The following is a 19,454-nucleotide window of genomic DNA, read 5'->3' as shown; positions in this document are numbered from 1 at the left end:
TGAGTGGGTGAGGGTGAGCGAAGAGCGGGGACGGGACGCAGGAGAACGGAAGTCGAAGCCGTTCAGGTGTCGCCCAGCCGGGCCACGACGTGCAGCCGGTCCCCGTCGGCGGATTCACCGGAACACGGCCCAGACGGTCCGGACGCCCCAGATACCCCGGCCGTCCCAGACGCACCAGAAGCCCCCATCGCCCCCGCCCCCCAGGCCGGTTCCGTCCGCGGCCCCGGCCCGTCGTGCATTTCCAGCACCGTGAAGCCGTGCGCGGCGAGCACGTACCGCAGTTCCTGGGGGAACAGCAGTCGCCAGGCGGAGTGCTGTTCGACCGGTGGTGTGCCGTCTTCGGTACTCCACACCCGTCGTCGGCGCAGCAGCTGGGCCGGCCGGTCCACGGTGAGCGTGGTGACGGACCGGTAGACGGTGCCTTGCCACGCGAAACCGCGGATGGCCGGTGCGTCCAGCAGTTCGGTACGGCCGAGGAAGAACGCGCCGTTGCGCATCTCGGCGACCAGCAGTCCGCCGGGCGTCAGGACGCGGCGGCAGGAGCCCAGGAAGCCGTCGAGTTCGTCGTTGGTGTGGCAGTACAGCAGCGCGCTGTCCAGGCAGACGACGGCGTCGAACGGCTGCTGTCCGAGGTCCGTGAGGTGGAAGCGGCGCAGGTCGGCGCATTCGTAGCGGGGTCCGGGGTGGTGGGTGCGGGCATACGCCAGCATCGTGTCCGACAGGTCGGCGCCGACGACCCTGCGGCCCGCGGCGTGCAGGTGGGCGGCGTCCCGGCCGGTGCCGCAGCCGATGTCCAGGACGCGCGGCCCGGCGCCGTGCGCGCGCAGTACGTCCTCGGTCCAGCGGGCGGCGAGCCGCTCGGGGTCGGGGAACCGCGCTTCGTACAGCGCGGGGTTGTCGGTCAGCAGGTTGCGCGCTATGCCGTTCTCGCTCACGCCGCCACCGCCACGGCCTGTACGGGCAGGGCCCGCAGCCGGTGCAGCCAGCCGACGCCGGCTGCCGACAGGAGGCCGAAGGCGAGGCAGCATGCCCAGGGCAGCCATGCGGCGCCGCCGTGCCCGCCGGCGTCCATGGCCCAGCCGACGACGGTGTTGCCGACGGCGGCGGCGATGCCGGAGACGACGTAGAAGATCCCGAAGTAGGTGCCGGTCAGTTCGGCGCGGCCGAATTCCGGTATCAGCTCCATGACGAACGGCTGGGCGATCATGACGCCGACGTACAGGAGCAGCGCCCCGGCGAGCACGGGTACGAGCGCGAGCGCCGCGCCGCCCGCACCGCCGCCCGCACCGGACATCCCGGCGACGGCCATCGGCGGGGCGAACGCCACGCCCATCAGCGCCAGCCCGATGGCGACCCAACGCGCCCGGGTACCGCGTTCCTTGAGGGAGCGGGTGATGCGCATCTGGAGGGTGAGGTTGGCCAGCGTACCGACGAGGAAGACGATGCCCGCGGCGCCGTCCCAGCCGGTGGCCCTGCGGGCGCCGTCCGGGAGCAGCAGGTAGAGCTGGTTCTCCATGGTGAACATGCCGACCATGGCGAGGGAGAAGGCCAGGAAGGCCCGGTTGGCGAGGACCTCGCGCCAGTCGCCGAGCACGCTGCCCTTGGCGGCGGGCACCTCGCGGGCGGGCAGTACCGCGGCCTGGGCGACGGTGAGCAGGGCGAAGATCGCGGCGGCGGTGAGGGCGGAGGCCCGGAAGTCGACGAGCAGCAGGGCGCTGCCGATCAGCGGCCCGACCAGGGCGCCGGTCATCGCGAAGATGTTGAACAGGGCGAACGCCTCGGCCTTGCGGTCGCCGGCCTCCGCCGCCAGGTAGGCGCGCACGGCCGGGTTGAACAGGGCCCCGGCGAGCCCGCTCAGTATGGAGGCGGCGAGCAGCACGGGCAGTCCGTCGCCCAGCGCGAACAGCGCGAAGCCGACGGTACGCAGCGCGCAGCCCGCGATGATCACTCCGCGTGCCCCGAGCCGGTCGGCGGCCGAGCCGCCGAGGATGAACAGGCCCTGCTGGCTGAGGTTGCGTACGCCCAGCACGATGCCGACGACGGCGGCCGACATCCCCAGGTCCTCGCCGAGGTGGGTGGCGAGGTACGGGATGAGCAGGTAAAAGCCGATGTTCACGCCGAGCTGGTTGACCAGCAGGAGCCGGATGGCGAGCGGGAAGGCCCGCATCTCACTCCACGTCTTCACGGTGGTGCCTTTCCTTCTGAGCTGCGAGCTGTACTGCGGGCTGTGCGGTCGGGGATGCGGTGGCCGCGGTCCGGCCGGTGCGCGGCGCAGGGGCGGAGTTCTGCCCGGGCGCGGCCGGTTCCGCGCGCGGCTGCACCGGCCGTACGCCCAGCCCGGCGCCCGTTCCGGCCCGTACGGTCCCGTCGGTGCCGCCGATGCCGGTCCACGGGTCGTGTGCGAGGAGCAGGTGCCCGTCGAGGTCGGTCCAGCGGGCGCGGTCGGCGAGGTGGACGGCGGGGGCGATGCCGAGGGTGCCGGCGGTGAGGCAGCCGAGCATCAGCCGGGTGCCGCTGCCCGCGAGCAGTTCCTCAATGCGCAGCGCCGCGTACACACCGCCGCATTTGGCGAGCTTGACGTTGATGCCCTGCACCCGTCCGGCCAGCCGTTCGGCGTCGGCGAGATCGACGGCGTCCTCGTCGGCGATGACCGGCAGCGGGGAGCGTTCGGCGAGCCGGGCGAGCGCTTCGGGGTCGCCCGGGACGGTGGGCTGTTCGACGGCCTCGACGCCGAGTGCGGCGAAACGCGGCAGCAGTTGTGCGGCGAGCTCCGGTGTCCAGGCGCCGTTGGGGTCGAGCAGCAGTGACGCCGAGGGGGCGGCGTCCCGTACGGCCCGTACGCGGGCGAGGTCGTCCGCGGGGTCCGCCGTACCGGCCTTGATCTTGATGACGCTGAAGCCGCTCTCGGCCAGGCAGCGGGCCTGTGTCCGGGCCCGCTCGGCGGAGACGATGCCGATGGTGCGGGCGGTGGCGGCGACCGGCCGTTCCGTGGTGCCGAGCAGGTGGTGGACCGGCTGTCCGGCCCGCTTGCCCACCAGGTCGAGCAGTGCCGATTCGACGGCGGCGGTGACGGCGGGCGGGGTGCCGGGTGTGGGCAGCTCGCCGTCCCGCAGGGCGGCGAGGGCGCTCTCCGGGGCGGCGAAGCGGCCGAGTTCCGCTCCGGCACCGGCCAGCAGCCGGCGCAGGGTGTCGGTGTCGAGGCCGTAATACACGCTGGTGACGGCCTCGCCGTGGCCGCGCAGCCCGCGGTGTTCCACGGTGATCCAGACGGCGTTCCGCTCGGTCATCACCGACCGGGAGATCCGCAGCGGCTCGGCGAGCCGGAGGCGTACGACGCGCAGAGTGACGTTCATGCAGCACCCTCCCGGTCGGCCGGTGCCATCGGCACGGCGGCCGCGGCCTTCGGGTCCACGACGGTGGTGCAGCGTGCCCAGCCGGTGGCTTCGGCGGCCGTGGGGTGCGGGATCTCCACCGGGCGGGTGGCTACGGGCTGCCCGGCCAGGCCGTGGGCGGCGGCGAAGTCCTCGTCGTAGACGGTGCCGAGGTAGCGGTGCAAGCCGTCGGGGAAGACGGTGGCGACGACGGCGCCGGGGTGCACCCGGGCCGCCCAGGCGGAGACCAGGGCGACGGCGCCGGTGCTCCAGCCGCCGCTGACGAAGCTGCCCCGGGCCAGCCGCCGGCAGGCGTCGGCGGCTTCGGCGGGCCCCACCCAGTGCACCTCGTCGAAGGCCCCGTAGGCGACGTTGCGCGGGTGGATGCTGCTGCCGAGGCCGCGCATCAGGCGGGGCCGGGCGGGCTGTCCGAAGATGGTGGAGCCGGTGGCGTCCACGCCGATCAGGCGCAGCGCGGGCCAGTGGCGGCGCAGCGGTCCGATGATCCCGGCGCTGTGGCCGCCGGTGCCGACGCTGCACACCAGGACGTCGAGGTGGTCCAGGTCGGCGGCGATTTCGGCGGCGAGGGAGGCGTAACCAGCCGCGTTGTCGGGGTTGTTGTACTGGTCGGGCCAGTACGCGTGCGGGAGCAGGGCGCGCAGTTCGCGCAGCCGGGCGAGCCGGGCGGCCTGCCAGCCGCCTTCCGGCGCGGGCCGGTCGACGATCTCCAGCCGGGCGCCGTACGCCCGCAGCAGCTGCCGCATGGACGGTTCCAGTTCGCTGTCGCAGACCAGGATCACGTCGTGGCCGAGCGCCTGCCCGGCGAAGGCCAGGCCGACGCCGAGGGTGCCGGAGGTGGACTCCACGACCGGCGCGCCGGGCCGCAGTTCGCCCCGTTCGCGGGCGCCGAGCAGCATGGAGACGGCGGCGCGCGCCTTCATGCCGCCCGCGCCGAGCCCTTCCAGTTTGGCCCAGAAGCCGGGGTGCGGGCAGGGCAGGTCGCCGGTGATCCGGGCCAGCGGCGTACGGCCCACGAGGGCGAGGAGTTCCCGGTTGGCGGCGGGCGCGCCCAGGACGGCGGCGGTCATCGGGCGCCTCCTTGTTCCAGCAGCGCGTAATCGTCGTCGCCGGTGTAGCGGTGGACGACGCCGCGCCCGCCGTCGAGCCAGAAGAACGGATACGGTTCGGCGCACACGGCGCTCACTCCGGCGCCCAGCAGACGGGGCAGCACGGCGCTGCCGGTCTGGGCGAACATCACCAGCGGCTTGCCGTGCTGCTCGCAGTGGGCGCGCAGCGGCTCGAAGGTCCCGTTGCCCAGCGTCATGCCGGATGCCAGCACCGCGTCGCAGCCGTCCAGTTCGGCGAGCGCGTCGGTACGGATCTCCTCGTCCCACTCGGTCCGGCCGCCCTTGAGGTCGCACGGTACGCAGACCAGGCCGCGGGCGCGCAGCGCCTCCAGCAGCGAGTTGACGACGCCGACGACCAGGACGGTACGGCCGGGCGCGACGGCGAGCAGCCCGGCGACGCCCCGGGCGCGGGCCCGGGACTTGGCGAGCGAGTCACCGGCGGGCAGCTCCCACGGCTGCGCGCCGTTCGCGGGCGTGTGCGGGAGGGCGTGCATCAGGTACGCGTCCAGGGCGGCGATCCGTACCGGCGCCAGCGGGTGGCCGAGCAGCGTCGCGACGTCGGCGCCCACGCACTCGTCGATCGCGGCGGCGGGCAGTGCGCCGGGTTCGACGGCGCAGGAGCCCACCGCACTGCCCAGGCGCAGGCTGAGCACTTCGTTGCGGTAGCCGCCGCTGCGCCCTTCGTGGCGCACGGCCTGGCTGGTGGTGAAGGCCACCGCGATCTTCTGCGTACGGGGGTCGGGCCCCAGCTCACCTGCGCGTACGCGGCGTACGAGGTCGGGGAGTCCGGCCGCCGCGGGCCGCACGGCGCGACTGGCCACGGTCCCCTGTCCCAGCGGGCTCATCGCTCGTCCACCACCCGCGGACACAGTCCGGCCAGCAGTTCCTCGACGCGCGCCCGCGCGCCCGGCCCTTCGCCGTCACCGGCCATGACATGCCCCAGATACCCGTTGTTGCTGCCCGTCTCCCTGACGGCCTTGCCGGGCGCGGCGAGCTGCACCTCCAGCACACCGGGCCGCGCGTCGAGCCCGTCGGTGCCGGAAATCTCCTCCAGCACGCCGGTGCGCTCGGGTACGAGGAAGCCGATGGCGGCGCTGCGCAGCCCGGTCTCGTGCGGCGCGAGGTCCGGTTCGCGGCCGAGCGCCACCTCGACGAAGGCGGCGGCCAGGTCGATGCCGGCGACGTGCCGGACCAGTTCGGTGATGCGGTTGCCCGCCGGACGCGGGTTGACCTCGACGACGCGCGGCCCGTCCGCGGTGAGCTTGATCTCGGTGTGCGCGACGACCTGGTCCAGGCCGAGCGCCTTGAGCGCGGCGCGCGCGGTGTCCACCGCCGCTCCGGCGTCGGCGGCGGACAGCGCGGCGGGGAACATGTGCCCCGTCTCGACGAACGCCGGGGCGCCGCCCACGCTCTTGTCGGTCACCCCGACCACGTGCACCGTCCCGCCGTACGACACGGTCTCGACGCTGACCTCGGGCCCGTCCAGCAACTCTTCGAGCAGGACCACCGGGGCCCGCAGCTGCCCGCGCGCGTTGACCGGGAATCCGGCGAGCGCGCGGTGCGCACGGGCCAGCTCCGCCTCGTCGTCGACGCGCTGCACATACATCCCGGCGCACAGGTCCACCGGCTTGAGGACGAGCGGGAAGCCGATCTCGCGCGCCGCCTCGGCGGTCCGCGCCCAGTCGGCGCAGACGGCGAACCGGGGGCCCGGCACCCCGGCCGCCTCCAGGTCGCGCCGGGTGGCGTCCTTGCGGCAGGCGGCTTCCACGGCCTCCGGCGCGGGACCCGGCAGGCCGAGGTGCGCGGCGATGCGTGCCACGGCGGGCAGGTAGTAGTCGCACGAGCTGAGGACGCCGTCGAAGCCGGTCGCCGCGTGCAGGCGTTCGACGTACGGCAGCAGGGCGTCGGTGTCGTTGGTGTCGGCGGTGATCACGTTGCGGGCCGCCAGCAGCGGGTGGGCGGTGCCCTCGGGGGCGGCCCGCAGGTAGTGGTGCAGGTCGCGGGTGAGGAAGGTGAAGTCGTGTCCGGCCTCGCGGAGGGCCCGGGGCAGCAGTCTGCCCATCGACCCGACCCAGCTCTCGACCATCAGCAGATGCGCCACAACTCTCCTTCTGCGCAGGCGGTTTCGCTTCCGGGCACGCCGCGGGGAGGCCCCCGGGTGTCGCGGTGCGGTGTTGACCGAACGCGATGCTAACCGTAATGATTTTCATTGTCACCTCGTGGGCCGGTCTTTTCGCCGCCCGCGACGCCCGCCCGCGCCCGCCGCCCACCCCTGAATCGAGCCCCCCATGCCTCCCGCCCTACGGCGCACCGCCCTGCTCTGCGCGCTCCTGACCAGCGCCGTACCGCTCGCCACCGCCACGGCCGCCGAACCTCGCGCCGGCACCTCCACCCCGCCCCTGAGCTTCGGCGCCTGCCCGGCCTCGGTCCCCGCGCCGCCCGCACCGGACCGCGTCGAGTGCGGCACGGTGAGCGTGCCGCTCGACCACACCCGCCCGGACGGCGAGCACCTTCGGATAGCCGTCTCTCGCGTCCGCGCTTCGGGACCCCCCGCGGAACGGCGCGGCGTCCTGCTGGTCAACCCCGGCGGCCCGGGCGGCTCCGGCCTCCCGTACGCCGTCACCAAGCGCGCCAAACTCCCGGAAGCCGTACGCCGTGCCTACGACGTCATCGGCTTCGACCCGCGCGGAACCGCCCACAGCGCGCCCGCCGACTGCGGCCGGATGGGCGGACTCTTCGACAGCCCGGGGACGGGCTCCGCGGCACTCGACCCCGTACCGCACGACCGCCCCGGCGAGCGCGCCTACCTCGACTCCCAGCGACGGCTCGCCGCCGACTGCGCAGCGGGGACGGGCGCCGCCCTCCCCCACCTGTCCACCGGCGAGACCGCCCGCGACATGGACGCCGTACGCGTCGCGCTCGGCGAGCGGCGCATCAGCTACCTCGGCGTCTCGTACGGCACCTGCCTAGGCGCCGCGTACGCCGCGCAATTCCCGCACCGGGTCGACAAGTTGGTGCTGGACAGCGTGGTCGGACCGGAGGACTGGCACACCTTCGACGTACGGCAGGCCCGCGCCCTGCTGCGCCAGCGGGACGTGCTCTTCGGCTGGCTGGCGCGGCACGACTCCCGTTTCCGGCTCGGCGCCACCGCGCGCGAGGTCCGCGCCGCCTACCAGCGCATACGTGACGGTCTGGCGGCGCACCCGGTCGCCGGTTTCGGCGCGGCCGCCTTCGACCGCGCCGTCTACCGCGCCCTCGGCCGCACCGAACGCTGGACCGCCCTGGGCGACGGGCTCCGCGCCTACCTGGACAAGGGCACGGTCGACCGGCTCCACCCCGCCGAGCCCTTCGACGGCCCCGCCTCCCGCACCTACGAGGCCGCCAACCGCGTCGTGAAGTGCGCCGACGGCCCGGGGCCCACGCCGGGCCGGGTCCTCGCCGACATCCGGGGGCTGCGGCGCCAGGACCCACAGCCCGTCCTGACCGGACTGGAGGCGGCGGGCTGCGCGTACTGGCACACCCGTCCCACCGAACGCACCCGCCTCGGCAGTCCCGTGGCACCCCCGGCGCTGCTGGTGGCCTCCGAGCACGACCCCGTGACGCCGATCGCCGGGGCGCGGGCCCTCGGCCGTACGCTCCCCGGCTCCCGGCTGGTCACCCTGCACCACGATTACTCACACGGCGTCTTCGCCAGCCGCGGCAACCACTGTGTGGACTCCGCGGTGTCCGCGTACCTCGTCGGCGGCACCGTCCCGGCCGGGAACGTGCACTGCGACGGCCCGGGCCTGCCCGAGCCGTCGCCGCGACCGTGAGCCCCCGGCCGAAGGGCACAGATCAAGTCCGAAAGACCACAGGTCAAGTCCGAAAAGCCAAGAATCAAGCGCGAACAGCGAGGCCGCATTGGCCCATGCGTACCGTTCACGTTCCGCGTCCGCGGAGAAGTGGTCCAGGAAGGAGTCGATCTCCTCCTTCACCGGCCGCTGGAAGGGGTGATCGGTCGAGAAGATCAGCCGGTCGGCGGAGGTGACGGACCGGGCATGCCGCAGAAGGACCGGGTTGAACATCCCGGATGCGGTGATGTGGACATTCGACCGGACGTAGTCCGCGTCCGACGGCAGCCGGGGGTGGATGAACACCGGCTGGCCGAGTTCCGACGCGGCCGAGAAGAAGTCGTCGTAGACGAGATCGTCCAGGAACAGGTCTCCCGCCCGGCCATGGACCATGGCGCCCACATGCCCCAGGCCCGCGGCCCGTTCGAGCTCGCCCGCGACGTCCTTCGGCGAAGACATGGGCAGGGTGGAAAACGACCGCAAGCGGGCCGGATTGCGGGAGACGGCCGCGGCGGCCGCGTCGTTCGCGGCGCGGCTCAGCCCCAGGGCCTTCTCGGGCGACAGCGGCTGGGTTCCCGGCGGGGTGAGGGCGAGGACGGACAGGTCGATGCCTTGCGCGTCCATGGCCGCGATCCGGCCGGCCGCCAGGTCTTCCAAACGCTGCCGGTTGTCGCCCATCGCGTGGAAGGCGAGGCCTTCGTCGCTGTGCGGCACAGCGCGCAGCGCGGATGTCACCTCCGGCATGCTCCAGTGTTCTTCGATCGCGATGAGCGGCATGGTCGCCTTCCTTGTCGGTGGCGTGCGTGGGCGGCCATCGCACGTGACATCCGGTGACGCGTGGCCGGGCCCGGCCGGGGCGATTCCGTCAGTCGGACCGCCTCGCGTGGCGATCGGCCGGTTCACCAGGGCACGGTCTGACCCGTACGGTCCAGATACGCCAGACCGGGTGTGCCCAGTCGGGACAGCAGGACGTCCACCAGCAGCGGGACGCTTCCCTCGACGGTGAACGGGGCGTCCGGCCCGCCCAGGGCGGTGCGGATCCAGCCCGGGGCCAGGAGGACGAAGGCGCGCCGCGTTCCGGCCTGCCGGGCCGCGTAGCTGCGCATGAACATGTTCAGGGCCGCTTTGCTTCCGCGGTAGACCTCGCGGCCGGCGGTCGTGTTGTTCGTGATGCTGCCTTGCCCGGACGACATCGCGCCGATCAGTCCGGTGGGGGAAACGAGGTCTTCGAGCGCTTCGATGACGCGCAGGGGACCGAGGGCATTGGTGATCATCACCTGGACGAAGTCCGGCTCCGGTACCGCGCCGATCGGGGTCTGCTCGTTGTTGGTGGTGCCGGCGTTGACGAAGAGCAGGTCGAGCCGGCGGTGCGCGAGGCGTTCGTGCAGGGGCGGCAGGTGGCCCGGCTCGTTGATGTCGAGGGGTTCGACGCCCACGCGCCCGCCGGAACGGTCCGCGAGATCGTGCAGGGGCGTTCGGGAAGCGGTGTCGCGGACCGTACCGATGACGTTCCACCCCCGGTCGAAGAGTTCGGTCGCCATCGCGTGGCCGAGGCCCCGCGAGGCCCCGATGACGAGTGCGGTCGGTGTGTGCTGGTCTGTGCCGGTCGACGGCATACGGCGTCCTCTCCGTTCTTTCGCGGCGCGCTTCGTGCACCGCGAGGACGTGCACCGCGAGACCGCGGTCAGCGTGCTGCCGTGGCTCTTCAGCGGTGCTTTGCGAGTCTGTTCGCCGCGCTGTTTCCGGAGCGAATCGAAGCGGCCGTTCTGTAGGATTGCCCTCATGGAGGGAGTGCCCGTGCGCGAATCCGGCGTCTTGCCGCCCGATGATGTGCGGATCATTCGCGCACTGCAGATCGCTCCGCGAGCGTCGTTCGCCTCGATGGCTGCCGCGCTCGGCCTCACCGAAGGCGCCGTCAACCGCCGCTACCGACGCCTGCGCGCCGACGGCGTCGTCCGCGTCGCGGGCATGGTGAATCCCGGCGCGCTGGGCCAGAGCAGGTGGCTGGTACGGCTGCGCTGCCGCCCTGGCAGCGTCTCGGCGATCGCCGACGCGCTCGCCAAACGCGACGATGTCAACTGGGTCGCCGTGAGCGCGGCCGGCTGCGAAATCACCTGCGCGACCCAGTCACGCACGCGTGAGCAGCGCGAAGACCTGCTCGGACAACGGCTTCCGCGCACCGCGGCCGTGCTCGACATCAACGCCTTCGCCATGCTCCGGCAGTTCATGGGAGGCCGCGGCCACTACTGGGCCGCCCTGCAAGGCGTCCTGTCCGCGGAGCAGGAAGCCATGCTGGGCAGCGCGGGTTCGCCTTTCACCGAAACCCCGGTCGTCGCCCGGGAGCCGGTGCTCCTCACTGCGGAGGACGAGAAGATCCTGGGCTCTCTCGCCGCGGACGGTCGCGCCAGCCTCGTCGACCTCGCCGCAGCGGCGGACTCCACCCCAGGACGGGTGTCCCGCCGCCTGCACGCCCTGCTCGACCGGCGCGTCGTCCACATCGACGTCGAGATCGCGGCAGCCGCGCTGGGCTATCACGCTCGCGCGAACCTCTGGCTGCGCGTGCATCCGTCAGCAGTGAAGAGCGCCGGACGCACACTCGCACAGGAACCCGAGATCGCCTTCGCCGCGGCCGTGTCCGGGCCCTACAACCTCCACGCCGTCGCGCACTGCCGCGACTTCGACGAACTGTTCCAGTTCACGACGGACCGCATCGGGTCCCTGGACGGCCTGCAGAGCATGGAGGTCTCACCTGTGCTGCAGCACGTCAAGCAGGCCGGCACACTGCTGTCCGGCGATCGTCTCGTCGAGACACGGCGTACGTGAGCGTGCCGCACGGCAGGCCCCCTGCATGTCCGTACCGGGCAGCCGACCCGATCGGCGCTGCCACTCCCCTCACCCCACCACCGTGACCTCGGGCGGCAGCGCCTCCATGAAGCCCTGAGCGCCCAGCAGTTGCTCCTCGAAGAAGCCGCCCACACACATCCGGGTGATCTCGGTCCCCCGGCCGCCGGGCAGGGTGCCGAGCGCGAAGGCGTAGTCCTCCGCGTCGGTGAACTCCCGGTAGCCGAGCGGACCGGCCAGCGCGTCCAGGTCGGTGGCCGACCCGTGCCCGCCGCCGTCGACCAGCAGATGATGCCGCGGCCCGCGCAGCACGTTCCACAGGCGGCCGAGCGCCTGTGTCTCCTCCCGGAACTCCGGGTCGTCCGGGGTGAACTGGCACAGCAGGAACGGTCGCTCCAGGCCGGTGCGGAGGACATCGCCGTACGGGATGCCGTCGAGATTCACCCCGGCCGTGAACCCGGGGTCGAGCCGCATGGCCTCGGCCGCCGCCGCGCCGCCCAGCGAGTGGCCCGCGACACCGGTCCGCGACGGGTCGAGCAGGGCGTGCCACCAGAATCCGGGGGCCGTCAGCCGGGCGCGGGCGAAGCTCAGATCGGATGCCCGTACGTTCAGATAGCGGCCGGAGAGATCGCCGGTGTCGCCGTCCGCGAGGCCGTCCGGTTCCCGGTACGGCACGATCCGGCCGTCCGGGAACTCCACGCCCAGTGCGTCCGCGGGGTGATCCAGAGCGGCCACCAGGAATCCGCGGCTCGCCAGATCCTCCCCGAGTGCGGTCAGGTCCGCGCGGTGCCGGGTGTGGCCGGGCGAGAGCAGGACCAGCGGGCAGCCGCGCGCGTCCGGAGCGGGCGGCGCGTCCGCCGTGCCGTGTACGAGGATTCCGGCCGCCGTGTCGGGCGGCAGTCCGGAGCAGCCGGGCTCCTCCTCCCACGCGTCGACCACCAGGGGCGACATCGCGTCGGAGACGTACCGCCCCGGTGCCCGACCGGCCTCTACACGAGCCGGGTACCACAGCTGCGCCATCAGCTCGCGGGCCCGGCCGGGCCGGAACGGGTCCGCGCGTCCGTCATCGACGAGGTGGGCGGTGCGCACGCCCACCGCGTGACGGCCGGTGGGCGGGGGCAGCTCCAGAGGAGGTACGGTGCGCCGTGCCGACGCCGTACCGTCGGCTTCCCGGGCGATGTCACTGAGCCGCGCCATACCTCTGCCGCCTCCCCGTCGATTCCGCAGGCGGACCATCCCAGCACGCCCGTCCGCCGGAACGCACCGCGTTTTCCACCGCACCGGCCGCTCCCCGTCGCCGCTCCCGCCCCCTGGGCAGCGGATTTTCCGGGAGGGCCGGAATGCGCGGCGATCCTTCTTCGGCGGGCGGCCGGGGACGCCCACCATGGGGGACGACACGGGCGGCAGCCCGCCCGGCCGCGCAGCCGCAGCCGGTCCGTACCAGCGCAGGAGCCAGCATGATCTTCATCGTCGTCAAGTTCACCGTCCGGCCCGAGTACCAGGACTCGTGGCTGTCGCTGGTGGACGACTTCACGCAGGCCACCCGGCAGGAGCCCGGCAACCTGTTCTTCGAGTGGTCGGTCAGCGTCGACGACCCGCGCCAGTTCGTACTGGTCGAGGGCTTCGCCGACCGGGAGGCGGGCGACAAGCACGTGAACTCCGCGCACTTCAAGGCGGGCCTGGAGTCGATGGCCGGCGCCATCGCCACCACCCCGCAGATCATCAGCAGCGAGATCGACGCCGACGGCTGGGGCCCCATGGGCGAGCTGACGCCGCGCGAGGCCTGATCCTCCGGGGCACAGCACGCCGGCGCCCGGCGCCCTACCCCGCCCGTCGGCCGCGCGATCTTCCCGGGTCGCGCGGCCGACGGGCGGGGTTCTGCGGGTTCCGGCACACCATGCCGACCAACTGGGTGCTCGCGGGGCAGTACGAAGGTTTACCCGTACTGTTACCCGTCCCGCGCGCTGAGCCGAGCCTGCCGGGAGACCGGCGAGTGGGATCAGAACGGTGTCGCCGGAAGGTACTTGCCGTCCAGGGTGATCACCGCCCGGGAACCGCCCTCGGGGTCGTCGACCTTCTGTATGTCCAGGCGGAAGTTGACGGCGCTGATGATGCCGTCGCCGAACTTCTCGTGGATCAGGGCCTTGAGGGTCGTGCCGTAGACCTGGAGCATCTCGTGGAAGCGGTAGAGGGTCGGGTCGGTGGGGATGCCGTCCGGGATGCTGCCGCGCAGCGGGATCGTCTGCAGCAGCCGTTCCGCCGCCTCGTCGAGGTCCAGGCGTTCGGCCACGGCCCGGGCGGCGTCGGCGGGCAGGGCGTGCTGGCCGAGGAGGGCGGCGGTCACGAAGGCGACGGACAGGCCGGTGGCGTCGGCCAGTTCCTGCCAGGTGAGATCCTTGCGGATCGTGGCCTCGACGATGGCGAGGGCCAGATCCCGGCGGGCCTGCGGGTCGAGCTGGGCGTGGGGCATCCAAGGGTCCTTTCGGTGGCGGGGCGGCGGGCTGCGCCCGAGGGGCTCTCATGGGCGGCGTCCGGGAGGACGGGACTCAGGAGAGCGGGGTGAACGTTCCGCTGCGCGGGTCGAGGACGTCGACGGCTCCGGTGCGGATGTCATGGGTCCAGCCGTGCAGCGTCACCGTGTCCTGCGCGAGGGCGCGGGCCACGGACGGGTGGGTGGCGAGATGGACGAGCTGAACGGCGACGTTGTCGTGGACGAGTGCCGTGACGGCGGCCTCGGTCCCGCCACCGCCCGCCGGAACCGGGTCCGGAGCGCGGGGGCCGGCGGGCCCGGCCGTGTGCAGCCAGCCGTCGAGGGCCGGCAGCTCGGTCAGGTCCTCACCGGTGGCCAGCGCCGTCATCGCGCCACATCCGGAGTGGCCGCACACGATCACGTCGCCGACGCCGAGCACGGCGAGCGCGTACTCGATGCTGGACGACACCGCGTCGGGCTCCGGCCCGTACACCGGGACGAGGTTCCCGGCCGTACGGATGACGAACAGTTCGCCGGGCTCGGACTGGGTGAGCAGTTCCGGTACGACCCTGGCGTCGGAGCAGCCGATGAACAGCGCGCCCGGCCGGTGGGTGGTGGCGAGCCGCTCGAAGAGAGCCGCCCTGGCGGGGTGGACGTCGTGCCGGAAGCGCCGGACGCCGTCGGTGAGGTGGGGGTGCACAGCCACTCCTTGCTGAGGGACACCGGCCTTGCTGGGAACACCGGCCTTGCTGGGGTCAGCCGTGAGGCCGATGACTCCACCATGCGTGACCTGCCGCTATAGCGTCCAAGACGTACAACTCATGGCAGCTATCGATGGCACCTATAACCGCTTACAGTGGCCGGTATGGCCCTGGAACTGCGCCACCTCCGCTATCTGCTCGCGGTGGCCGAGCACGCCAATTTCACCCGAGCGGCCGAGGCCCTGCACGTCTCCCAGCCCACCCTCTCCCAGCAGGTCAGACAGCTGGAGCGGACGCTGAAGGTGCAGCTGCTGGACCGTACGGGCCGGACCGTGCGGCTGACCGACGCCGGCGCGGCATACGCCCACTACGCCCGCAGTGCGCTACGGGACCTGGAGGCGGCCGAGCGCGCCGTACTGGACGTACGGGACCTGTCGCGCGGAACGCTGCGCCTGGCCACGACGCCGACCTTCACCGCATACCTCGTCGGCCCGCTGGCCGGGGAGTTCCACTCCCGGCACCCCGGCATCTCACTGACCCTGCGCGAGATGCCGCAGGAGCTGATGGAGTCGGCGCTGCTGGCCGACGAGCTGGACCTCGGCATCGCGTTCAGCGGTCCGCACCTGCCGGGCATCACCGGCACCGCGCTGTTCACCGAAACCCTCAGCCTGGTCGTCGGCCCCACCCACCCGTACGCCGGACGGACCGCGGCGCTGCCGATCCGCTCCCTGCGCGACCACCAACTGGCGCTGCTCAGCGCAGACTTCGCCACCCGCCTGCACATCGACACGCACTTCGGCGCGCACGGCGTGCGGCCGCACATCGCGGTGGAGGCCAACTCCATCACCACCATCACCGAACTGATCCGGCGCACTCCGCTGGCCACCGTCCTGCCCGACGCCATCACCCGCGAGCAGCCCGACCTCCACCCCATCGCCCTCTCCCCCGCGCTCCCCGCCCGCACGGTGACCCTCCTGCACCGCGAAACGGCCTACCGCAGCGCTGCGTCCGCCGCCTTCGCGGGGCTGGCACGGGAGTGGGGGCGAGGGGAGGGGCGGGGCTGACTCCGCCGGCGACGGACAGCCGTTCGGCGACGGGGTCGGCCTCGCATCAGGGCTCACGGCGACCGCAGCCCCCGCGGCCGCCTGCGGGTGCCGCGCGACGTCCGAGGGGCCCGGAGTCCGGGCCCTCGGACGCGTTCACGCCGTAACGGGATGTCAGCCGGCCCAGCGGAGCCGGGAGGCGGCGGCGCAGAAGCCGGGGCCGAAGCCGAGCATCATGCCGCGGGCGCCGGGGGCGGGCGGGTCGTCGTGGAGGCGGTCCAGGATGCGCAGGACGGTCGGGCCGCCGGTATTACCGCCGTTGGCCAGGGCTTCGTGCGAGTGGCGGGCCGCCTCGGGTGAGACGCCGCCTTCCTCCTCGACGAGTTCGAGGATCCTCCGGGAGCCGGGATGCACCACGGCGAACTCGGCTTCCTCGCCGGGCCACGGCAGGTGCGGCAGGACGGCCGCGACCGCGTCGAGGGCTTCCTTGGTGCTGTCGAAGTGCAGGCCGTCGGGTTCGTGCCGGGTGGCATAGGCGGTGAGTGAGCCGGGCTCCAGGTGCTGCCAGGTCTCCTCGATGACCATGCCGGGGTCGGCCAGCTTCTCGTCGCTCACGACGGCGGCGGCCCCGGCGTCGCCGAAGAGCAGCTTGTAGGCCGTGTGCTCGATGTTGGTGTTGTCGCTGCGCTGGTACGAGGTGCTGAGTTTCTCCGCGCCGACGACGAGGAACCTGTCGCCCGGCCGGAGGAAGTGCGCGGCGAGGCCGAGGGCGTGGGCGCCGCCGGCACAGGCGAGCTGTGTCATCGGGATGCGGACGATGTTCGGGTCGAGTCCCAGGGCGGAGATGACCGCGGCGTCCGGGCCGGGGGTACGGTCCCCGGTGGCGTTGAACGAGATGATGCCCGTGACGTCGGCGGGCGTGATCCCCGCGGTCCCGAGTGCCCGGTCCGCGGCGGTGACGGCGAGGTCCCTGACGGCGGCCACGGCGATGTCGTTGCGTTCACGCATCGAGACCGTACGGGCCACGTCGGCCAGGGGCTCCGTGAAACGCCGGTAGGTGACGCCGGTCCTTCCGGCGATGCGGGCGGCGACCGCCTTCGCCGCCTTGTACTTCTTCTCCCGGACCTGCGGGCCGTCGGCTTCGTCCCACTTGGCCCAGGTGGCGATGTCCTCCACGATCGGTTCGTTGCGAATGACGTGGGGGGCCTCGGCTATGCCCGGTCGGTTGACGTACGCCACTGGGTGTCTCCTGGAAACGCGCGTAGGGGGTGGCACCGGTCCGCGCATGACCACGGACCGGGCCCATGATCATCAGATGACAGCGGCACCGTGCCGGGCCCGCGGCGTATAAGTCGCTCAGCATGGTGTCGCCCACCTGGGAACGCCCTTGCCATCGGGTGGGTATGCCGGCACGTCGTGCCGTTCCGCGACGCCGGCTGCGGCACTCGGCTCGAAGGAGGCGTTGCGGACGGTCATGCGCCCATTCTCGTCGGATTTCCCGCGCCTTGCGCCGTGTGTATCGCCACAGTCGGGTCCGGATGAAAAATGATCGTCATTTCCCGGAAGAGCGGGGAGCCTTCGGGGCGGGCGGACAGCATCACGGCCCAGCCCAGGCCGCGCGTCCCGTGATTCATCGGCCGCCGGTCACCGTCCGGATGAATGTAGGCGTTGTCGCCCTGGTTGTAGATGGCGGACAGCCGCTCGTCGCGCAGCAGACGGTCGCGCAGCCGCAGCAGATGTCGGTCCTGGGGCGAGGCCGATACGGACGCCCGGAACTGCGGTACCAGTTTGGGGGCCCAGAATTCGAAGTAGCCGACCAGGACTTCGCGGGCCTCCGCACTGAAAAGGAACCATTCGGCCATGTTCGCCGGAACCTCACCTGACGGGAGCATCTTCCGGAAGGCCTCGTTGTAGTACCGCAGATTCCACCGGTGGTCGTTCAGGTAGGAGATGGCGTTCTGCCCCTCGACCTTTATCCTGTAGTCCGCCGGTACGTCGAGTCCGGCCTCGGGGTCCAGCGGCGCGGGTGTCGTTCCGTACAGGTCCATGTGTGCCTGGCGGTATTCGCTCTCCTTGAACCGCAGCGCCACGGCCAGTTCGAGAAGGTACGCCGGAGAAGGAATCCGCCGGCCCTGCTCATATCGGGCGTACGTGTTGAAGCCGCGGTTCATCAGGGTGTCCACCTCCGGCTGGGTCAGACCGGGTACGGTGGGGCCGCGTTGGGCGGCACGCTTCGGCAGGCCGACGTCCTCGGGCTTCAGCACACTCCTTTTGGCGCGGCAGAGCAGCCTGAACGCCTCCAGTTGCGCTTGGGTCGGCCGGTAGGTGGGAAGCATGTGCGTTCAAGTCTTCCTGTGGAGCGGCACGCGACCGGACGGAAACTCCCAGCCAGACGTGGCCCTTGATTACTCAACGACCTGATCTCAGGATGAGAGATGGGCAGGAAACAGGCCGTCCGGTCTGTGTGCGGAAGGAGGGCCTCGTGAAGTCGGCACACCACGACGCCGGGAACGCGCGGGGTCCGTCTGCCATTGCTCTCCCCTCCTCGGGACGGCTCGCGGCAGGTGATCCCGCCCGGGACGGTGCCCGCCGCGGCCGATCAGCGTACTGGCCCGCACCGGTGCCGTCGCGGGCCCGCGGACATGTCCGGTGGGCGCCGGCTCTTCGGTAACCGGGCCCGCCCGGAAGGAAGTACGGCGGAACTGCCCGCGGCGACGGCTTTGCGAGAGCCAGGTGTTCAGGGGGATCGCATGGAGAATTCACCAACAAAACACGGCAAAATCGCCTGCCCCCAGGGATCGTCATGACTGCCGTACCACCGAACGCCATCAAGATCGTTTATGGCTGCGGCGCGCATCCCGCGGCGCGGCCGGCCCCGTCCAAGTCGCCCCGACTCGGCCAAGTTCCCGGCCGCCGCAACGCACCTTTCAGCGCGCGGTTCCAGGCGCCCGTCGAGCGCCCCACGGGCCATTCCCGTCGTGTACCGAAATCTCTCAGGACCGCCGGGCACCCCTACTTTTTCGTCTCCGGCAAACACGGCAATGCGCCGCTCACCGCCCCCGGCGACGACGGCAGCCACACCCTGCCGTCCACACACCGGATGCGGGCCGCCGTGCGCCTCATTCGCTGAAGTACACCGGCAGAACACCGGCTCGGCCAAGAACCACAGGCTGCTCCTTCACCAGGGGCCTGAGAAGCAGAAGGCACAGATGCAGGAACGCGCACTGAAAACGCGAGCACGGTTGTTGGCGACCGCCAGCGAGGTTTTCAACGAACGGGGATACAACCGGGCTTCCATCACCGAGATCGCGGCACGCGCGCATTCGACACCCGGCGCGTTGTACCACCACTTCTCCTCCAAAGCGGGGCTGGCCGAGGGCATCCTCGCAGTCGACCTGACCGAGGGCGTCGAGCACGACCCCGGTGCGCCGGCCCTGCAGGAATGGATCGACCTGGGCCTGCTGCTCACCCACCGCGTGCAAGCGGACCCGCAGGTGAAGGCGGCGCTCCAGCTGGCCGCCCTGGACCGGCCCACGCGGACCTGGGCGTCGCCCTGGGACTCCTGGAAGGCCGTGGTCTCCTGTCCGCTCATGCGGGCCGAGCAGGGCGGCGAGTTGCTGCCCCGGGTGGAGCTGGCGGCGGTCGTCTCGCTGTTCATGACGAACTGGGTCGGTGGCGAGAGCCTCACGTCGGCCGACGACCGTGCCGTGAAGACGCAGATGAACAACTTCTTCACCTACACCCTGCCCGGTGTGGCGACACCCGCCGTCCTGGCGCGGCTGGACTACTCCCCCGAGCGCGGCCTGCTTCTCCGCGAACGTATTTCCCTCGGCACTGCATCGGACCGGGTTCTCGTCCCGGCCTGAAGACGCGAAAAGGCCCTGCCGGCGTGCGCCCGGCAGGGCCTTTGTCGTGTACATCTGCCGTGTACGGCGCGGGATGTCCTGCCGTCCGGACGCAACGCAAAAAAGCTCCAGTCCCTGAACCAGAGGTTCAGGGACCGGAGCGGAAAAATTGTTCGGCGGCGTCCTACTCTCCCACAGGGTCCCCCCTGCAGTACCATCGGCGCTG

Annotated in this window: 18 protein-coding genes and 1 pseudogene; 6 read left to right on the top strand and 13 right to left on the bottom strand. The window is 72.1% G+C overall.

The annotated features are described in order from the left end of the window. Positions 1 to 62: 62 nt before the first annotated feature. The 6 genes from ACZ53K_RS29950 to ACZ53K_RS29925 are packed head-to-tail and all read right to left on the bottom strand — an operon-like array spanning position 63 to position 6,599. On the bottom strand, positions 63 to 935 hold the full coding sequence (locus tag ACZ53K_RS29950; protein WP_468842520.1) for a class I SAM-dependent DNA methyltransferase: 873 nt from the start codon (positions 933 to 935) through the stop codon (positions 63 to 65). Then, complete coding sequence (locus ACZ53K_RS29945; RefSeq protein WP_468842517.1) at positions 932 to 2,185, bottom strand: MFS transporter; 1,254 nt, start codon at positions 2,183 to 2,185, stop codon at positions 932 to 934. The genes ACZ53K_RS29950 and ACZ53K_RS29945 overlap by 4 nt, the downstream gene beginning before the upstream one ends. Beyond that, positions 2,169 to 3,353 carry a dipeptide epimerase gene (locus ACZ53K_RS29940; protein ID WP_468842515.1) on the bottom strand — a complete coding sequence of 395 codons (1,185 nt, stop codon included), beginning with the start codon at positions 3,351 to 3,353 and terminating at the stop codon, positions 2,169 to 2,171. The genes ACZ53K_RS29945 and ACZ53K_RS29940 overlap by 17 nt, the downstream gene beginning before the upstream one ends. Continuing rightward, a complete protein-coding gene (locus tag ACZ53K_RS29935) occupies positions 3,350 to 4,459 on the bottom strand; it encodes a PLP-dependent cysteine synthase family protein (RefSeq protein WP_468842512.1) in 1,110 nt (369 codons plus the stop codon). The genes ACZ53K_RS29940 and ACZ53K_RS29935 overlap by 4 nt, the downstream gene beginning before the upstream one ends. Further along, positions 4,456 to 5,343, bottom strand: coding sequence for a Rossmann-like domain-containing protein (locus tag ACZ53K_RS29930; protein WP_468842510.1), 888 nt, complete (start codon positions 5,341 to 5,343; stop codon positions 4,456 to 4,458). Before ACZ53K_RS29930 ends, ACZ53K_RS29935 begins: the two co-directional genes overlap by 4 nt. Then, positions 5,340 to 6,599 carry an ATP-grasp domain-containing protein gene (locus ACZ53K_RS29925; RefSeq protein WP_468842507.1) on the bottom strand — a complete coding sequence of 420 codons (1,260 nt, stop codon included), beginning with the start codon at positions 6,597 to 6,599 and terminating at the stop codon, positions 5,340 to 5,342. The genes ACZ53K_RS29930 and ACZ53K_RS29925 overlap by 4 nt, the downstream gene beginning before the upstream one ends. Positions 6,600 to 6,786: 187 nt before the next feature. Between ACZ53K_RS29925 and ACZ53K_RS29920 the strand changes: the two genes are divergently transcribed. After that, positions 6,787 to 8,310 carry an alpha/beta hydrolase gene (locus tag ACZ53K_RS29920; protein WP_468842504.1) on the top strand — a complete coding sequence of 508 codons (1,524 nt, stop codon included), beginning with the start codon at positions 6,787 to 6,789 and terminating at the stop codon, positions 8,308 to 8,310. Positions 8,311 to 8,634: 324 nt separating this feature from the next. On the opposite strand, the pseudogene ACZ53K_RS29915 reads toward ACZ53K_RS29920, so the two are convergent. After that, positions 8,635 to 9,006: pseudogene (locus tag ACZ53K_RS29915) on the bottom strand (amidohydrolase family protein); the annotation flags it as partial. 221 nt (positions 9,007 to 9,227) lie between these two features. Beyond that, positions 9,228 to 9,944 carry an SDR family NAD(P)-dependent oxidoreductase gene (locus ACZ53K_RS29910; RefSeq protein ID WP_468842501.1) on the bottom strand — a complete coding sequence of 239 codons (717 nt, stop codon included), beginning with the start codon at positions 9,942 to 9,944 and terminating at the stop codon, positions 9,228 to 9,230. Between the two features lie 166 nt (positions 9,945 to 10,110). Between ACZ53K_RS29910 and ACZ53K_RS29905 the strand changes: the two genes are divergently transcribed. Next, positions 10,111 to 11,151 (top strand): Lrp/AsnC family transcriptional regulator, encoded by a 1,041-nt coding sequence (locus ACZ53K_RS29905; RefSeq protein WP_468842498.1) that lies wholly within the window; start codon positions 10,111 to 10,113, stop codon positions 11,149 to 11,151. Between the two features lie 69 nt (positions 11,152 to 11,220). Here the strand turns inward: ACZ53K_RS29905 and ACZ53K_RS29900 are convergent, their stop codons facing one another. Then, positions 11,221 to 12,366, bottom strand: a complete 1,146-nt coding sequence (locus ACZ53K_RS29900; protein ID WP_468842496.1) for an alpha/beta hydrolase family protein — start codon at positions 12,364 to 12,366, stop codon at positions 11,221 to 11,223. Positions 12,367 to 12,626: 260 nt separating this feature from the next. Between ACZ53K_RS29900 and ACZ53K_RS29895 the strand changes: the two genes are divergently transcribed. Beyond that, positions 12,627 to 12,956 (top strand): putative quinol monooxygenase, encoded by a 330-nt coding sequence (locus tag ACZ53K_RS29895; RefSeq protein ID WP_468842493.1) that lies wholly within the window; start codon positions 12,627 to 12,629, stop codon positions 12,954 to 12,956. 212 nt (positions 12,957 to 13,168) lie between these two features. On the opposite strand, the gene cynS is transcribed toward ACZ53K_RS29895, so the two are convergent. Further along, on the bottom strand, positions 13,169 to 13,639 hold the full coding sequence (gene cynS / locus ACZ53K_RS29890) for a cyanase (RefSeq protein WP_468842490.1): 471 nt from the start codon (positions 13,637 to 13,639) through the stop codon (positions 13,169 to 13,171). A 76-nt stretch (positions 13,640 to 13,715) separates the two neighbouring features. Next, positions 13,716 to 14,339 (bottom strand): carbonic anhydrase, encoded by a 624-nt coding sequence (locus ACZ53K_RS29885; protein ID WP_468842488.1) that lies wholly within the window; start codon positions 14,337 to 14,339, stop codon positions 13,716 to 13,718. 165 nt (positions 14,340 to 14,504) lie between these two features. Between ACZ53K_RS29885 and cynR the strand changes: the two genes are divergently transcribed. Continuing rightward, complete coding sequence (gene cynR / locus ACZ53K_RS29880) at positions 14,505 to 15,404, top strand: transcriptional regulator CynR (protein WP_468842485.1); 900 nt, start codon at positions 14,505 to 14,507, stop codon at positions 15,402 to 15,404. Positions 15,405 to 15,557: 153 nt separating this feature from the next. Here the strand turns inward: cynR and ACZ53K_RS29875 are convergent, their stop codons facing one another. Together ACZ53K_RS29875 and ACZ53K_RS29870 are read right to left on the bottom strand one after the other, a co-directional pair. Next, entirely contained in the window at positions 15,558 to 16,622 is a 1,065-nt protein-coding gene (locus ACZ53K_RS29875; RefSeq protein ID WP_468842483.1) for a PhlD, read from the bottom strand. A gap of 233 nt (positions 16,623 to 16,855) precedes the next feature. After that, positions 16,856 to 17,719, bottom strand: a complete 864-nt coding sequence (locus ACZ53K_RS29870; RefSeq protein WP_468842480.1) for a helix-turn-helix domain-containing protein — start codon at positions 17,717 to 17,719, stop codon at positions 16,856 to 16,858. A 467-nt stretch (positions 17,720 to 18,186) separates the two neighbouring features. Here ACZ53K_RS29870 and ACZ53K_RS29865 point away from each other — a divergent pair, with 467 nt between their 5' ends. Together ACZ53K_RS29865 and ACZ53K_RS29860 are read left to right on the top strand one after the other, a co-directional pair. Then, a complete protein-coding gene (locus tag ACZ53K_RS29865) occupies positions 18,187 to 18,513 on the top strand; it encodes a hypothetical protein (RefSeq protein WP_468842477.1) in 327 nt (108 codons plus the stop codon). A 79-nt stretch (positions 18,514 to 18,592) separates the two neighbouring features. Continuing rightward, the gene (locus ACZ53K_RS29860; RefSeq protein WP_468842475.1) at positions 18,593 to 19,249 is read left to right on the top strand and encodes a TetR family transcriptional regulator; all 657 of its coding nucleotides are present in this window, start codon (positions 18,593 to 18,595) and stop codon (positions 19,247 to 19,249) included. The last annotated feature ends 205 nt before the right edge of the window (positions 19,250 to 19,454 follow it).

Source organism: Streptomyces sp. NPDC033221, from assembly GCF_055577005.1.
This window is presented reverse-complemented; position numbering and strand designations above follow the sequence as displayed.

Bases quoted from the DNA above. Each gene is read 5' to 3' on its own strand.
- ACZ53K_RS29940 (WP_468842515.1), bottom strand. From the start codon at position 3,353: ATGAACGTCACTCTGCGCGTCGTACGCCTCCGGCTCGCCGAGCCGCTG.
- ACZ53K_RS29935 (WP_468842512.1), bottom strand. From the start codon at position 4,459: ATGACCGCCGCCGTCCTGGGCGCGCCCGCCGCCAACCGGGAACTCCTC.
- ACZ53K_RS29930 (WP_468842510.1), bottom strand. From the start codon at position 5,343: ATGAGCCCGCTGGGACAGGGGACCGTGGCCAGTCGCGCCGTGCGGCCC.
- ACZ53K_RS29920 (WP_468842504.1), top strand. From the start codon at position 6,787: ATGCCTCCCGCCCTACGGCGCACCGCCCTGCTCTGCGCGCTCCTGACC.
- ACZ53K_RS29910 (WP_468842501.1), bottom strand. From the start codon at position 9,944: ATGCCGTCGACCGGCACAGACCAGCACACACCGACCGCACTCGTCATC.
- ACZ53K_RS29905 (WP_468842498.1), top strand. From the start codon at position 10,111: ATGGAGGGAGTGCCCGTGCGCGAATCCGGCGTCTTGCCGCCCGATGAT.
- ACZ53K_RS29900 (WP_468842496.1), bottom strand. From the start codon at position 12,366: ATGGCGCGGCTCAGTGACATCGCCCGGGAAGCCGACGGTACGGCGTCG.
- ACZ53K_RS29895 (WP_468842493.1), top strand. From the start codon at position 12,627: ATGATCTTCATCGTCGTCAAGTTCACCGTCCGGCCCGAGTACCAGGAC.
- cynS (WP_468842490.1), bottom strand. From the start codon at position 13,639: ATGCCCCACGCCCAGCTCGACCCGCAGGCCCGCCGGGATCTGGCCCTC.
- cynR (WP_468842485.1), top strand. From the start codon at position 14,505: ATGGCCCTGGAACTGCGCCACCTCCGCTATCTGCTCGCGGTGGCCGAG.
- ACZ53K_RS29870 (WP_468842480.1), bottom strand. From the start codon at position 17,719: ATGCTTCCCACCTACCGGCCGACCCAAGCGCAACTGGAGGCGTTCAGG.
- ACZ53K_RS29865 (WP_468842477.1), top strand. From the start codon at position 18,187: ATGACTGCCGTACCACCGAACGCCATCAAGATCGTTTATGGCTGCGGC.
- ACZ53K_RS29860 (WP_468842475.1), top strand. From the start codon at position 18,593: ATGCAGGAACGCGCACTGAAAACGCGAGCACGGTTGTTGGCGACCGCC.